The 14484-nt window shown below is 69.2% G+C and carries 11 protein-coding genes and 1 pseudogene; 6 read left to right on the forward strand and 6 right to left on the reverse strand.

Annotation, left to right across the window (positions count from 1 at the left end):
• Positions 1–174 precede the first annotated feature (174 nt).
• Together A5704_RS26585 and A5704_RS26590 are read left to right on the forward strand one after the other, a co-directional pair.
• Positions 175–1746, forward strand: coding sequence for a glycosyltransferase family 39 protein (locus tag A5704_RS26585; RefSeq protein ID WP_067891899.1), 1572 nt, complete (start codon positions 175–177; stop codon positions 1744–1746).
• A gap of 52 nt (positions 1747–1798) precedes the next feature.
• On the forward strand, positions 1799–2518 hold the full coding sequence (locus tag A5704_RS26590; protein ID WP_067891875.1) for an MgtC/SapB family protein: 720 nt from the start codon (positions 1799–1801) through the stop codon (positions 2516–2518).
• Positions 2519–2530: 12 nt separating this feature from the next.
• On the opposite strand, the gene A5704_RS26595 is transcribed toward A5704_RS26590, so the two are convergent.
• The 4 genes from A5704_RS26595 to A5704_RS26605 form a co-directional block, all read right to left on the reverse strand.
• On the reverse strand, positions 2531–3937 hold the full coding sequence (locus A5704_RS26595; RefSeq protein WP_067891880.1) for an MFS transporter: 1407 nt from the start codon (positions 3935–3937) through the stop codon (positions 2531–2533).
• Positions 3938–3994: 57 nt separating this feature from the next.
• Entirely contained in the window at positions 3995–6154 is a 2160-nt protein-coding gene (gene uvrB, locus A5704_RS26600; protein ID WP_067891882.1) for an excinuclease ABC subunit UvrB, read from the reverse strand.
• Between the two features lie 76 nt (positions 6155–6230).
• Positions 6231–6725, reverse strand: a complete 495-nt coding sequence (locus A5704_RS28070; protein WP_082954982.1) for a hypothetical protein — start codon at positions 6723–6725, stop codon at positions 6231–6233.
• 143 nt (positions 6726–6868) lie between these two features.
• A complete protein-coding gene (locus A5704_RS26605; RefSeq protein WP_067891885.1) occupies positions 6869–8914 on the reverse strand; it encodes a serine/threonine-protein kinase in 2046 nt (681 codons plus the stop codon).
• Between the two features lie 294 nt (positions 8915–9208).
• On the opposite strand from A5704_RS26605, the gene A5704_RS26610 reads away from it, so the two are divergent.
• Positions 9209–11833, forward strand: a complete 2625-nt coding sequence (locus A5704_RS26610) for an FHA domain-containing protein (protein ID WP_197508546.1) — start codon at positions 9209–9211, stop codon at positions 11831–11833.
• A 12-nt stretch (positions 11834–11845) separates the two neighbouring features.
• Here A5704_RS26610 and A5704_RS26615 read toward each other — a convergent pair whose 3' ends face one another.
• Positions 11846–12592, reverse strand: coding sequence for an SDR family oxidoreductase (locus A5704_RS26615; protein WP_067778866.1), 747 nt, complete (start codon positions 12590–12592; stop codon positions 11846–11848).
• Positions 12593–12676: 84 nt separating this feature from the next.
• Between A5704_RS26615 and A5704_RS26620 the strand changes: the two genes are divergently transcribed.
• The 3 genes and pseudogenes from A5704_RS26620 (at position 12677) to A5704_RS26630 (ending at position 13848) form a co-directional block, all read left to right on the forward strand.
• The gene (locus A5704_RS26620) at positions 12677–13117 is read left to right on the forward strand and encodes a DUF402 domain-containing protein (protein ID WP_067891886.1); all 441 of its coding nucleotides are present in this window, start codon (positions 12677–12679) and stop codon (positions 13115–13117) included.
• A pseudogene (locus tag A5704_RS26625) lies at positions 13102–13383 on the forward strand (ATP-dependent DNA ligase); the annotation flags it as partial. The gene A5704_RS26620 and the pseudogene A5704_RS26625, both read left to right, overlap by 16 nt.
• A 48-nt stretch (positions 13384–13431) precedes the next feature.
• Positions 13432–13848, forward strand: coding sequence for a hypothetical protein (locus A5704_RS26630; RefSeq protein WP_067891889.1), 417 nt, complete (start codon positions 13432–13434; stop codon positions 13846–13848).
• A 70-nt stretch (positions 13849–13918) separates the two neighbouring features.
• Here A5704_RS26630 and A5704_RS26635 read toward each other — a convergent pair.
• The coding region (locus A5704_RS26635; protein WP_156737769.1) for a DUF2889 domain-containing protein at positions 13919–14484 on the reverse strand (566 nt) is incomplete at its 5' end.

The raw sequence follows: 14484 nt of genomic DNA on the forward strand, positions 1-14484 counted from the left end.
CGTCGCGCCGCGGCAACGGAGAATATCGCCGATGACAAAACATTCAAATGCTCTGGCCGGCGGCGGAAAGCGTTGCATAACGCCGCTTTTCGTGGAATGCGCACGGCGGGGTCGAATAGCCCGGGGCGGTATTGTGACCCGTCCCGGCGATTCCGCTTTACAGTGACAAGCATCATGTCAATGCCCACCGTCGAGCAGCGCGTCGCGGACCACGTCGAGGAGCCCGCACCCGCGCGTCCGCCCGGAAGATTGCTCGACTCGTGGGCCATCGCCGTCTTCGCGGCCGTCGTCAGCGGCGCCTGGGCCTGCAGGCCCTCGCTGTGGTTCGACGAGGGGGCGACCATCTCGGCCGCGGCGAGCCGGACTCTGGCCGAGCTGTGGCGCCTGCTGAGCCACATCGACGCCGTACACGGGCTGTATTACCTGCTGATGCACTGCTGGTTCGCCGTTTTTCCGCCGACCGAATTTTGGTCGCGGGCGCCCAGCGCCCTCGCGATCGGCGCCGCCGCCGCGGGTGTCACGGTGTTCACCAGACGGTTCTCCACCCGGCCGGTCGCGGTGTGCGCGGGCGTCGTGTTCGCCATCTTGCCGCGCACCACCTGGGCGGGCATGGAAGCGCGACCCTACGCCTTCGCGGCCGCCGCGGCGGTCTGGCTCACCGTATTGCTCGTCGCCGCCGTCCGGCGCAACAGACCGCGATTGTGGATTTGCTACGCGCTGGCGTTAATGCTGTCGATTTTGCTGAATCTGAACATGGTGCTGTTGGTGCCGGTTTATGCGGTAATGGTGCCTCTGCTGGCGCCCGAGAAAGCGCGCAAATCCCCGCTGATTTGGTGGGCGGGCAGCTCGACCGTCGCGGTCGCTGCCATGACGCCGTTCATGTTGTTCGCCCACGCCCAGGTTTGGCAGGTCAACTGGATCTACCCGGTCAGCTGGCATTACGCGTTCGACATCGTCCTGCGCCAGTATTTCGACCACAGCGTTCCGTTCGCGATCCTGTCCGCGGTCCTCGTCGTGGCGGCGATCGTCGCCCGGCTGGCGGGGGTCCGGCCACCGGCCGGCGACGTGCGCCGCCTGTTGATCGCCTGCTCGGCCTGGCTGGTCATTCCCACGGCGCTCGTGGTCGTCTATTCGGCCGTCAGCGAACCGATCTACTACCCGCGCTACCTGATCTTCACCGCGCCCGCGATGGCCGTCGTGCTGGCCGTGTGCATCGTCACGCTCGCCCGCAAACCCTGGCCGATCGCCGGTGTGGTGCTGGTCTGCGCCGTGGCCGCGGTGCCGAACTACCTGTTCGTCCAGCGGTGGCCGTACGCCAAGGAGGGCTGGGATTACAGCCAGGTCGCCGATCTGATCAGCTCGCACGCCGCCCCCGGTGACTGCCTGATGGTCGACAACACCGTGCCGTGGCGGCCCGGCCCGATCCGCGCCCTGCTGGCCACCCGACCGGCGGCCTTCCGGTCCCTGATCGACGTCGAACGGGGCGCGTACGGGCCGAAGGTCGGGTCGTTGTGGGACGGGCACGTCGCCGTGTGGCTCACCACCACAAAAATCAACAAATGCCCCGCGATCTGGACCATTACCAATAAGGAAACGTCGCTGCCCGACCACCAATCCGGGGCGTCATTGCCACCCGGGCCCGCATTCGGCCGCGCCCCGGCCTATCGATTCCCGAGTTACCTCGGGTTCCGCATTGTCGAACGCTGGCAGTTCCATTACTCGCAGGTGGTGAAGTCCACGCGCTGATTCGCGCTTTGCCGGCGGCATGAACCGCCATTTGTTGGGTAGTTGACGGGGTATGCAAAGCTCGCTGGCCGCATCGCTGCTGGGCGGCAACGTGCAGGGTCTCCGACACCTGGTCGAGCTGTTCGCCGCGTTCGGATTGACCGCGCTCATCGGCTTCGAACGCACCATCCAGGGCAAGAGCGCCGGGCTGCGGACGCAGACGATCGTCGGGACGTCGGCGGCGTTGATCATGCTGGTCAGCAAGTACGGCTTCGCCGACGTCCTGTCGCCCGGCGCGGTCGCACTGGACCCATCCCGCGTCGCGGCCCAAATCGTTTCCGGCGTCGGCTTTTTGGGGGCCGGCATCATCATCACCCGGCGTGGTGCCGTGCACGGGCTCACGACGGCGGCCGCGGTTTGGGAATCGGCCGCGGTCGGCATGGCGGTGGGCGCCGGCCTGCTGCTGCTCGCCAGCGCCGTCGTGGCCCTGCACTTCGTCAGCGCGCTCGTCTTCAAGGCGGTCGAGGGCCACCTGACGGCCCAGCTGCGGGGCACCGTCCGGGTGCAGATCATCTACGAGAACGGCCGCGGCATGCTGCGGGAGGTGCTGCGCATCTGCGGGCAGCAGAACTGGCAGCTCACCGAGCTCGACGCGGACGCGCACGACATCGACGACGGCGAGGTGCGGGTGGCGATGACGTTGTCCGGCACCAGGATCGCGAGCGCGCGACAGGTGTTGGGCGACGTCGACGGGGTGGTGGCCGTCTTCCAGGCCGACGACGACCCGGACTGACGCCGCCGCTAGTCAGCTGACGGGTTGCACCTGGCGCGGGCGGGTCGCGCCGTAGGACACCGCCACCCCGGCCGCGCAGAGCGCGGTGAACACCGTGAACAGCCAGTGCGCCGCCATCCCGTCGCCGCCCTTGGCGGTGTTCACCACCACGCCGGCCAGACCCGCGGCGATGGCCGCGGAGATCAGCTGGACGGTGTTGATCGCCGCCGAGGCGGCGCCGCCTTCGGCCGGGTCGTCGACCGAGGACATCGCGCGCGCCGACAGATGCGGCCAGGCCATCCCGATCCCGGTGCCCGCCACCAGCAGCGCGATCGCCCACAGCGCGGCCGTCCACGGGGACGTGTCCCCGCGGCGGGCGACCGCGGCCAGGGCCAGGCCGGAGGCGGCCACGATCGGTGCCGCCACGATGACCCGCGCGATCGTGCGGGGGCTCTCGAGGGACGCGCTGAGGATCTCGCTGACCGTCCAGCCCAGCGCCAGCGCGGCCCCCAGGAATCCGGCCGCTATCGGGGTCAGGTGCGCCAGCCGCTGGCCGAACAGGGGCACGTAGGTGTTCACCATCGCGGCGCCCATCAGCGCGCCCATGGTCAGATAGATCCACTTCAGTGGGCCGGGGCCGAAGACGCTGGGCGGCAAGATCGCCGCGTGCGTCCGCCAATCGACGAGCACGAATGCTCCCACCAGGGCGACGCCGACGGCGAGCAGGGCGAACGTCGCCAGCGTGTTGCTCGGAATCTGGGCGACGCTGACCGCCAGCGCGGCGGCACCGATCAGCAGCAGCGACCGCACCGGGACCTTCATCGGCGCCACGACGGGCGTGTGCTCGACGCGGGCCAGCGCGACGGGCACCAGCAGGCCCATCAGGGCGGTCAGCACCGCCATCGCCACGAAGGCCCACCGCCACAGGCCCAGCTGGGCGAACAGGCCGCCCGTCGTCGGGCCGACCACCGTCGCCACGCCCCACATCGCCGACACCAGCGCCGAGCCGCGCGTCCACAGCATGCGCGGAAGAGCGGAATTGATCAGCGCGTACCCGAGGCCGGCCAGCAGCCCGCCTGCGACACCCTGCAGGGCGCGCCCGGCTATCAGAACCTCCATGTTGGGCGCCGCCGCGCAAACCAGGCTGGAGGTGCCGAACACGGCGAGACCGGTCAGGTAGCACGAGCGCGCCCCGACGCGCAGCAGCATCGGATTGACCATCGCGGCCGCCACCACCGACCCGACGAGGTACAGGGTCGTGACCCAGGCGTAGAGCCGGCTGCCGCCGATTTCGGCGATGGTGTTCGGCAACAAGCTGGTGGTCAGGAACTCGTTCGTGGCGTAAAGACACACCCCACCCGCCAGCAGGATGGAGGTCCTCAGATACCTGGCGCCCAGCAGCTGGCGCCAGCCGCCAGTCGCGGTCGCGGTGTCGGTCACCCTTCTACCGTATGGGGTGCCTCAGGGGTGCAAATCGGAGATGCGCTGCCAGCAAACTCATTTCAGGCCGGCGGCGTCCATCCCCCGCAGTTCCTTCTTCAGGTCGGCGATCTCGTCGCGGAAGCGCGCGGCCAGCTCGAACTGCAGGTCCCGCGCGGCGGCCATCATCTGCTCGGTGAGGTCCTTGATCAGGTCGGCCAATTCGGCGCGCGGCATGCTGGTCGTGTCGCGGCCCTCGAAGACCCCGGCACTGACGGCGCGGCCCGGTTCGCCCTGGGCGCGCCGGCCCCGGGAGGAGTTGCGGCCGGACCCGCCGACCCCCACCGTTTCCGTGTCGTCGGCCTCGCGATAGACCTGGTCGAGGATGTCGGCGATCTTCTTGCGCAGCGGCTGCGGGTCGATGCCGTGGGCCTCGTTGTAGGCGATCTGCTTGGCCCGCCGCCGTTCGGTCTCGTCAATCGCCTCTTTCATCGAGTCGGTGATCGAGTCCGCGTACATGTGCACTTCGCCGGAGACGTTGCGGGCTGCGCGGCCGATGGTCTGGATCAGGCTGCGCGAGGACCGCAGGAAGCCCTCCTTGTCGGCGTCCAGGATCGCCACCAGCGAGACCTCGGGGAGGTCCAGGCCCTCGCGGAGCAGGTTGATGCCGACGAGCACGTCGTAGTCCCCCAGCCGCAGCTGGCGCAGCAGTTCCACCCGGCGCAGCGTGTCGACCTCGGAGTGCAGATAGCGCACCCGGATGCCCATCTCCAGCAGGTAATCGGTGAGGTCCTCGGCCATCTTCTTGGTCAGCGTGGTGACCAGCACCCGCTCGTCGGCGTCGGTGCGCTTGCGGATCTCCCCGATCAGGTCGTCGATCTGCCCCTTGGTGGGCTTGACCACCACCTTCGGGTCCACCAGGCCGGTCGGCCGGATGACCTGCTCGACGAACTCGCCGCCGGCCTGGCTCAGCTCGTAGGGGCCCGGGGTGGCCGACAGGTACACCGTCTGCCCGATCCGGTTGGCGAACTCCTCCCAGGTCAGCGGGCGGTTGTCGCACGCCGACGGCAGCCGGAACCCGTACTCGACCAGGTTGCGCTTGCGGGACATGTCGCCCTCGTACATCCCGCCGATCTGCGGCACCGTGACGTGCGACTCGTCGATGACCAGCAGAAAATCCTCGGGGAAGTAGTCGAGCAGGGTCGCCGGGGGCGAGCCGGGGCCGCGGCCGTCGATGTGGCGCGAGTAGTTCTCGATGCCCGAGCAGAAGCCGACCTGGCGCATCATCTCGATGTCGTAGTTGGTGCGCATGCGCAGCCGCTGCGCCTCCAGCAGCTTGCCCTGGCCCTCCAGCTCGGCCAGCCGCTGCGCCAGCTCCTCCTCGATAGTCGAGATCGCATGGGCCATCCGCTCCGGACCGGCGACGTAGTGGGTGGCCGGGAAGATCCGCAGCGAGTCGACCTGGCGGATCACGTCGCCGGTCAGCGGGTGCAGGTAGTACAACGCCTCGATCTCGTCGCCGAAGAACTCGATGCGCACCGCCAGCTCTTCGTAGGACGGGATGATCTCGACCGTGTCGCCGCGCACCCGGAACGAGCCCCGGGTGAAGGACAGGTCGTTGCGGGTGTACTGCACGTCGACCAGCAACCGCAGCAACGCGTCGCGGGGCACCTCGGTGCCGACGCTGAGTTCCACGGAGCGGTCCAGGTACGACTGCGGGGTGCCCAGGCCGTAGATGCACGACACCGAGGCCACCACGACCACGTCGCGCCGGGAGAGCAGCGACGACGTCGCGGAGTGCCGCAGCCGCTCCACGTCGTCGTTGATCGAGCTGTCCTTCTCGATGTAGGTGTCGGTCTGGGCGATGTACGCCTCCGGCTGGTAGTAGTCGTAGTACGAGACGAAGTACTCGACCGCGTTGTGCGGCAACATCTCTCGCAGCTCGTTGGCAAGCTGGGCGGCCAGCGTCTTGTTCGGCGCCATGACCAGCGTGGGCCGTTGCAGCCGCTCGATGAGCCAGGCGGTGGTGGCCGACTTCCCGGTACCGGTGGCGCCGAGCAACACCACGTCGCGCTCGCCCGCCCGGATGCGGCGTTCCAGCTCGTCGATTGCGGCCGGCTGGTCGCCGGCGGGCGCGTGCGGGCTGACGACCTCGAAGTGGCCGCCGACGCGCACGACCTCGTCGACCGCGCGGTATTCCGAATGTGCGACTACGGGATGTTCCGTGGCGAAAGCCATGCCACCAGGTTAGAACCGCGCACCGACAAGTGTCGCGGAGCCGGCGTCAGGCAGCCCTCTGACCAGGCCATTGCGCTCAGAGCGGATTGCCGTATCGACGGGGCTGCGGGGCGGGCCCGCTCTCGCCCCTTCTGGGATTGAGCGGCCGGGATCGGTTCGATGGGGTGCACCGACACGCCTCAGGGATGCTTGATGGCCGTGCCGGGAGGCCTTCGCCCGGGCAGCCGAACCACCAAATAGTGTCCGGCTCGCCCGGCCCGCCAAGAGACGAGGAGGGCTGGTTCTCCTCGAAATCGAGCAGATAGTAGTAGAGCACCGCCTCGTCCAAGTTCGGCCACGGGGCGGGGTCGATGATTGACTCCCTGGTGTTGCGGGCCAGTCCCCAAATTCTGTCCGACGGTGGCGCCGCGTACACCAGGTACATCATCGGCCCATCGGTCCACGCGTGGGAGACCAGATAGGGGTTGCTACGCCTGCTGTTCTCGAAGTCGATATGGCGCAACAATTTCCGCAGCACATCAGCGGCAAACTGCACTTCAGCGTCGTCGGCGTCAAGCGGTGGGCGCACCATTGTTCCGACCTCCTCTAGTCAGTCAACGCGCCGGGGCCCGCCACGTCCTTCACACGAGTGCCGGCTTAAGGACAACACGATTCTGGAACGTGATAGCGCTGGTGATATCAAATCCGAAGGTCACCTATTGGTCCGGACACGCACTACCCCACCGGACGGGTCCACGTCCGCGTGACGGGATCGCACTGCAAGAGGTAGCCGTCGTTGGAGGTGGTCATGGCGAACACCGAGGTGCCAGGCCGGTCGCATGAACTGCCGGAGGCGTGCACGCCCATCGTGATCGGTGCCTTGGCCCAGCTGTTGCCCTCGCAGACGATCTGCTCGCTGTTGGTCGGGTCGTAGGCCAGCTTGCCGACGTCGCCGCACACCGCGCCGAGCACGGGCGGCGCCGGGGCGGCGGCCGCCGTCGACGTGGCGACGGCCTCCGCGGGGTCGCCCAGGTTGACCCCGGCGGGCGCGTCGCCGACCCGGGTGGCCACCACCGGCACCCGCACCACCGCGCCCTGCGCGCCACACTCGTTGGTCTGCACGGTCTCCGTCACCGTGCCGCGCAGGGTGCCGTCGGCCTGCGGGGCCAGCGACCACGCCAGCGTCTCCTGCTGGGTCGCCTTGGCCTGGGAGTTGGGCGGCGTGCAGTCCATCCGTTCCTGCTGCGGCGCGCCCTGCCAGTAGCCGCCGACGAAGTGCAGCGTGTCCGTCGGGCCGCTCGCAGTCTGGTGGGTCGCGTTGTCCAGCCGGGCGCCGGTGGCCGCGCAGCCGTTCGTGGTGCACCCGGAGCGGAAGGCCCACCAGCCGGTGGCAGGGCCGTCGTGGCGGATCGCGACGCCGTTGGTGGTCCGCTTGCCCTGGTCGTAGTCCAGCCGATAGCTGCCGGAGAGCGTCGGCCCCCCGGACCTCGCGGGCGCCGGGACGGACGGTTTCGACGCGAGCGTCGGGCTGGCGGGTGGGGTGTCCGGCTCGAACGAGTACAGGACCGACCAGGTGGCGGCCACGGCGATCAGCATCGCGCACAACAGCCCGACCGCCCATCGCGTCCGCGCCGAGAACCGGTGGTTCATCGCGGCGAGGGCGGCGCGGGGGCCGTTGCGCGGCGGCGTGGTCACGGTGGTGCGGGCCCGGGCGCGCGGGCCGGCCTCCGCCACGTCGTCGCAGCGCTCGCCGACGGCGGCCGCGAACGCGCGGCACCGCTCGAAACGGTCCTCGGGTTGTTTCGCGAGGGCCTTGCGGAACGCCTCGTCCAGATGCGCCAGCTCCGGGCGGTAATCGCTGAGGCGGGGCGGCTCTTCGTGCAGGTGCTGGCTGATCACCGCGATCGGATTCGAATGCTGGAACGGCGGCGCTCCAGTGAGCAGGTGGAAAGCCGTTGCGGCCAAGGCGTATTGGTCCGCCCGGCCGTCGATGTTGGATCCCGTCAACTGTTCCGGCGCGGCGTAGGCCACCGTTCCCACCGCGACATTGGTCTCGGTGATCCCGCTGATGTCGCCGAGGTGACGCGCGACGCCGAAGTCCGCCAACAGGATTCGGCGTTCACCATCATCCGGATGGGTGAGCAGGATGTTCGCCGGTTTCACGTCGCGGTGCAGCAGCCCGCGGTCGTGGGCGTAGTCGAGGGCCCCCGCGACAGCCTGGACGATCGCGCACACCTCACCGACCGGCATCCCGTCGGGGTAGCGCTCCTTCACCAGCCGGGAGGCGTCGGTGCCCTCGACGTAATCCATGGAAATCCAGAGGTGACCGTTGAATTCGCCGCGGTCGTGCACGCCGACGATGTGGGGATGCCACAACGTCGCGGCCAGATCCGCCTCGCGGTTGAACCTTTCACGGAACTCCGGATCGGCGGTGACCGCTTCCGCAAGAACCTTGATGACGTCGCGACGCGGCAACCGGGGATGCAGCGCCAGGTACACCTCGGCCATGCCCCCGGCGCCCAGCTGGCGCAGGATCGTGTAGCCGGCGAAGGGTGCCCCGCTGGAGATCGACAGGCGGGCACCGTCGGCCTCCGCGGGGCGCTCCTCGGGCTCCGCGTTCGGGCTCGAACTGATCGGCGGGATGCGGCGAAACAGCTGGGCGATGGTGACCGCGGGCAACGACTGAAATCCCGCGCGCAGGGCGGCACGGGCCTCCCGCGGGTTGCTCAGCAGCCGCCGCCCGGCGCCGATGCGCCGGGTAGTCCCCTTGTCGTCATCCATCTGCCGCCTCGCCCCCTCGTCGTTTGGACCCCGGCGTCGCAACCTGACACGGCGCGCACTGCCTCGGGCACATGCATCGCGATTGAGCCTCGCTTCACCTCGGCGTTCCAGCCGGCACGACGATGTGCCCGGCGCGCCCGGAAACAGACCTCCCCTTCCGTTCAGATCATGCCGGACCGCGGTAGGGGCTTCGTCTCAGCGAGCTATGAAACGGCTATGAGTCGCCGCTTCGACACATAGCCAAATCACAGGCGGTCCCAATAGAGACCACTCACCGCGCGCACCGATACTTGAATGGTGACTCGACCCGCCCCGCCCATCCTGACGATTCGGCACGACGGGTCCCAACGATCCTTCGCGGCCGGCCACGAGGTGGTCGTCGGCCGCGACACCGAGGCCGACGTGCGCATCCCCGATCCCCGGATTTCGCGCGCCCACCTGATCCTGCGTTTCGACCAGGGCCGGTGGCTGGCAATCGACAACGGCTCGCTGAACGGGACCTATCTCAACGGCTACCGGATGCCGGTCATCGATGTCCACGACGGCCAGACCATTCACGTCGGCAACCCGCGGGGACCGCGCCTGACCTTCGCCGTCGGGCCGCAGCAGGGTTATACCGACCGCCCGGGCCGGACCCGCCCGGGTCCGGAGGCCGGGCCGCCGACGCTGGCCTGGTCCGCGCTGCCGGAGCAGCAAACGAATCCGACCCGTCCGCCGCGGCCAGCGACACCCGGGCCGCCGGCCGCGCGCCCGAATTCCCCGGTCCGCCAGCCTGTTCCACCGCCCCGGCAGGCGCCGCCGCGGCCGCGGCCACGGGGCACACCGCCCGCGGAACGGACCGTCGTGCACGCGGGGAAGCCACAGGCGGGGTCGACGCCGCCGGCCGAACTCACCGTGGTCGACGCGAAGACGGCCGACGTGTCCAACCTCGCGACGCGCTTTGTGAAGTTGCTCTCGCCGCGCTCGTCGGCGGCCGCGGGCACCCCGGGCGCCATGACGATCGGGCGCGCCGCGGAGAGCGACATCGTGGTCTCCGACGTGCTGGCCTCACGTCAGCACGCCACGTTGGTGCAGACGCCGCTGGGCACCGAGATCCGGGACAACAGCATCAACGGGACCTTCGTCAACGGCACCCGGGTCGGGTCGGCCATCCTGTCCGACGACGACGTCGTCACCATCGGCAATGTCGACCTCGTTTTCCGCGGCGGCACCCTGACCAAGCGCAGCGAGGCCGAGACCCGCACCGGCGGGCTCGAGGTGCGCAACGTCAACTACGTCGTCGACGGCGGCAAACAACTGCTGGACGAGATCTCGCTGATCGCGCGACCCGGAACGCTGACCGCCGTGATCGGCGGGTCGGGCGCCGGGAAGAGCACCCTGGCCAGGCTGATCGCCGGCTACACCACTCCCAGTTCGGGCTCGGTCACGTTCGAGGGCCACGACATTCACGCCGAATACGCGTCGTTGCGCAGCCGCATCGGCATGGTCCCGCAGGACGACGTGGTGCACCGGCAGCTGACCATCAACCAGGCGCTCGGCTACGCCGCCGAGCTGCGGCTGCCGCCCGACACCAGCAAATCCGACCGGGCGAAGGTCGTCGCGCAGGTCCTCGACGAACTGGACCTGACCAAGCACGCCGACACCCGGGTGGACAAGCTGTCCGGCGGTCAGCGCAAACGCGCGTCGGTGGCCCTCGAGCTGCTCACCGGCCCGTCGCTGCTGATCCTCGACGAGCCGACCTCCGGCCTGGACCCGGCGCTCGACCACCAGGTCATGACGATGCTGCGGCAGCTGGCCGACGCCGGCCGGGTGGTGATCGTGGTGACGCACATGCTGTCCTACCTCGACACCTGCGACCAGCTGCTGCTGGTGGCCCCGGGCGGCAAGACGGCCTACTGCGGCCCGCCCGACCGCATCGGTGCGGCGATGGGCACCACCAACTGGGCCAAGATCTTCACCAAGGTGGGCGCCGATCCCGAGGAGGCCAACCGGCGCTTCCTCGAGCAGCGTGACGCCGAGAAGCGGCCGCAGAAACTGTTGCCGGACAAGGCGGACGAGCCGGGCGCCCTGGGCGAACCGGTGCACACCAGTGTGCGGCGCCAGATTTCGACGGTCGCCCGAAGGCAGATCCGCCTGGTCGTCGCCGACCGCGCCTATTTCATCTTCCTGGCGCTGTTGCCGTTCATCTTGGGTTCGCTGTCGCTGACGGTTCCGGGCGGCAACGGATTTCATCTGCCCGGCACGAACGCCGGGACACCGGACGAGGCGGCGCAGATCCTGGCGCTGCTGATGCCGGCCGCGGCGTTCATGGGCACCGCGCTGACGATCCGCGACCTGGTCGGCGAACGCCCGATCTTTCAGCGCGAGCAGGCGGTCGGGTTGTCGACGACGGCCTACCTGCTCGCGAAGACCGCGGTGTTCTGCGGCTTTGCCGTCCTGCAGTCGGCCATCATCACCGCGATCGTGGTGATCGGCAAGAGCGCGCCGACACGCGGCGGCGTCCTGCTCGGCCACTCGACCGCCGGGGCGACGGTCGAGCTGTTCGCCACCGTCGCGGCGACGTGTGTCGCCTCGGCGATTCTCGGCCTGGCGATCTCGTCGCTGGTCCGCTCCAGCGAGCAGATCATGCCGCTGTTCGTGGTGACGGTGATGGCCCAGTTGGTGCTCTGCGGCGGCATGGTTCCCGTGACCGGCCGGCTGGGACTGGACCAGCTCTCCTTCGCGATGCCCGCGCGCTGGGGCTACGCCGCGGCCGCGTCGACGGTGGATCTGCGGCACCTGGTGCCCGATTCGCTGCTGTCCCAGGACCGGTTCTGGCAGCACACGCCGAAGGTGTGGCTGCTGGACATGGGCATGCTGGCGGCGTTGTCGCTCTTCTACGCCGGCTTCGTGCGGTGGAGAATCCGCTTACGCCGATAGGCCGGCGCGGCCCTAGATTTGCTCCGCACCGCCGTCGACGAAGATCTCGCTGCCGGTCATGAAGCTGCTCTCGTCCGACGCGAGGAAAAGCACCGCCGCGGCGACCTCCTCGGGCCTGCCCAGGCGGCCCATCGGCACCTTGGCCGCCTCGCCTTCTCGCAACTCCTGCTCCCGCCCGGCCGGCGCCAGCCCCAAAAGCCCCGGCGTCTCGACCGGTCCGGGAACGATGGTGTTGACCCGGATCCCGCGGCCCACGAGTTCGGCGGCCCAGGTCCGCCCGAACGAGCGGATCGCCGCCTTGGTCGCCGCGTACACGCTGAACGCGGGGGTGCCGTTGTAGGCGGCGGTCGAGCCGGTCAGCACGATCGACGACCCGCGGTTGAGCAGCGGCAGCATGGCTTGCACGGTGAACAGCGTGCCGCCCACGTTGGTCATGAACGTGGACGTGAAGTGTTCGACCGAAATGTCGCCCAGTGCCGCGAATTCTCCGCCGCCCGCGTTGGCGAAGAGCACGTCGAGGCCCGCTCCGCGGGAGGCGACGACGTCGGCGACGGCGGCCACGTCGTCAAGGTTGGCCACGTCAGCGCGGACGCCCGTCGCCCGTTCACCGATCGAGGCCACGGCGGCGTCGATGGTCTGCTGGTTGCGCCCGGTCAGGATGACGTGGGCGCCCGCGTCGGCCAGCCGCTGCGCGGCCGCCAGCCCGATGCCCGAATTCCCGCCGGTGACCAGGGCTGTCTTTCCGCTGAGGTCGCTCATTGTGACTAGAGTAGGTGCATCCATCCGCCCAAGCACGAGACGTTCGACCTGATCGCCCGCACCAACACCGATCCCAAGGGCATCGTGCGGGACGTGGACGACTATGCGGTTCACCCGTGGGGCCTCTACGTGGCCCGGCCCACCCCCGGCCGCGCCCAGTTCCATTACCTCGAATCCTGGCTGCTGCCCTCGCTCGGCTTGCGCGCCACCGTCTTTCACTTCAACCCGGGCCACGAGCGCGATCACGACTACTACCTCGACGTGGGCGAATACACGCCGGGGCCCGAGGTGTGGCGTTCGGAGGACCACTACCTCGACATCGAAGTCCGCACCGGCGACGGCGCGGACCTGGCCGACGTCGACGAGCTGCTGGACGCCGTCCGGCACGGCCTGTTGACCCCGGAGGTCGCCGAGCTGGCGGTGCGGCGCGCCGTGGACGCCGTTGCGGGGTTGGCCCGCAACGGCTATGACCTCTCCCGCTGGTTGGTCGGCCATGGGATGGAGCTGACGTGGCGCCAGACGTAGCCGCGCTGCCCGACGAACCGGTGCCCGACTGGCGATCCCCCACGCTGGCGACCCTGACCGACAGGCGGTTCTCCGATCCGCGCTGGATCTTCGAGCGCAAGTTCGACGGGATGCGCTGTCTGGCGTTCCGCGACGGCGACCGGGTGCGGATGTTGTCGCGAAACCGACAGCCGCTCAACGGAACCTACCCGGAACTCGTCGATGCGCTTGCCGCCCAGCGCGCGACGCGCTTCGTGGTCGACGGCGAGGTGGTGCGGGAGAGCGGCGCCTGAGCGCTTGGTCCCCCGATTGCGCTGGGCGTAATGTCAGCGACTATGAGCTGCACCGGTAGCAGGCTCCTGCCGATCACCGCGGTGACCCTCATCGCCGTTGGCTCCCAGCTGAGCCCGGCGACCGCGCGGGCGGACCTGCACAACATCACCTATCGCGCCCGGATCGATGCGCTGACGACCGGGAGCCAGGCCACGTTCGTCATCAACGGCGGCCAGACCAACACCACCAACCTGCCCTCCATGCCGGGCAACGTGTTCGAGGCCAACACGGTGCTGCCCGATCCCCAGCAGGCCGGGATGCGGATAGTGCTGCATTTCCCCTACGCGGCGAACGTGCACTGCGAAATCGACGTCGACGACGCGGTTTTCACCCAGGCCGACCAATTCGTCAAACCGGCGCCCGGAAACTCCGACCCCAACAGCGGGGCGCTGCAGTGCGGCGGACCGCTACCCGCCTGAGTTCGATTCGCCGACTCCACGCGGGATCCCGCGGACCTTCAGGACATCGAACACCAGATCGTCGACCTGCTCACCGGCTGTCCATCAGCGCCTGCAGATCGGCGATCGAGCGCAACGTGTCGTTGAGGTGGGTGCAGGTGCTGGTGCCGACGAATTCGCCGCGGACGCGGTCGCGCAACTCGGCGAGAGTCATACCGCGGATGCGGGACGCGCTACCGATCGCTCCGGGGCATTCCTGCCACGGCAACACTCGCACCTCGGCGTTCACCCCGGTGATGACGCGCGTCGAGGTGTCGATCGTGCCGGCGACCGTGTACTCGTGCACGATCGTCTCGACCAGGTCGTCGTCCACGTGAGAGTCGCGGAAGTGGGAATGGAAGCGCGCCGACCCGGAGTCGCTGTCCGCCAGATCCAGCCGCCGGTACCTGCGCATCCCGCGCGCTCGGAGTGGTTCCACTTCGTGTAGTCCGCTCAGCGGCGGCGCCACCGGACCGCGGCCCGTCGGGATGACATCGTGCCGCCGGGTGAATGCGATCAGCGACGCGTCCGGTGCGAAACCTGCGCAGATCCCGGCCATTCGGTCGGCGATGCCCAGTGGCATCTTCTCTTCGACGCCCTCGACGATCGCCGCGTATT

It is taken from the genome of Mycobacterium sp. E735 (assembly GCF_001666955.1).
Lineage (GTDB): Bacteria > Actinomycetota > Actinomycetes > Mycobacteriales > Mycobacteriaceae > Mycobacterium.

Coding starts and splice junctions, on each gene's coding strand:
- A5704_RS26610 (WP_197508546.1), top strand. CDS start 9,209: ATGGTGACTCGACCCGCCCCGCCCATCCTGACGATTCGGCACGACGGG.
- A5704_RS26615 (WP_067778866.1), bottom strand. CDS start 12,592: ATGAGCGACCTCAGCGGAAAGACAGCCCTGGTCACCGGCGGGAATTCG.
- uvrB (WP_067891882.1), bottom strand. CDS start 6,154: ATGGCTTTCGCCACGGAACATCCCGTAGTCGCACATTCGGAATACCGC.
- A5704_RS26630 (WP_067891889.1), top strand. CDS start 13,432: ATGAGCTGCACCGGTAGCAGGCTCCTGCCGATCACCGCGGTGACCCTC.
- A5704_RS26585 (WP_067891899.1), top strand. CDS start 175: ATGTCAATGCCCACCGTCGAGCAGCGCGTCGCGGACCACGTCGAGGAG.
- A5704_RS28070 (WP_082954982.1), bottom strand. CDS start 6,725: ATGGTGCGCCCACCGCTTGACGCCGACGACGCTGAAGTGCAGTTTGCC.
- A5704_RS26590 (WP_067891875.1), top strand. CDS start 1,799: ATGCAAAGCTCGCTGGCCGCATCGCTGCTGGGCGGCAACGTGCAGGGT.
- A5704_RS26605 (WP_067891885.1), bottom strand. CDS start 8,914: ATGGATGACGACAAGGGGACTACCCGGCGCATCGGCGCCGGGCGGCGG.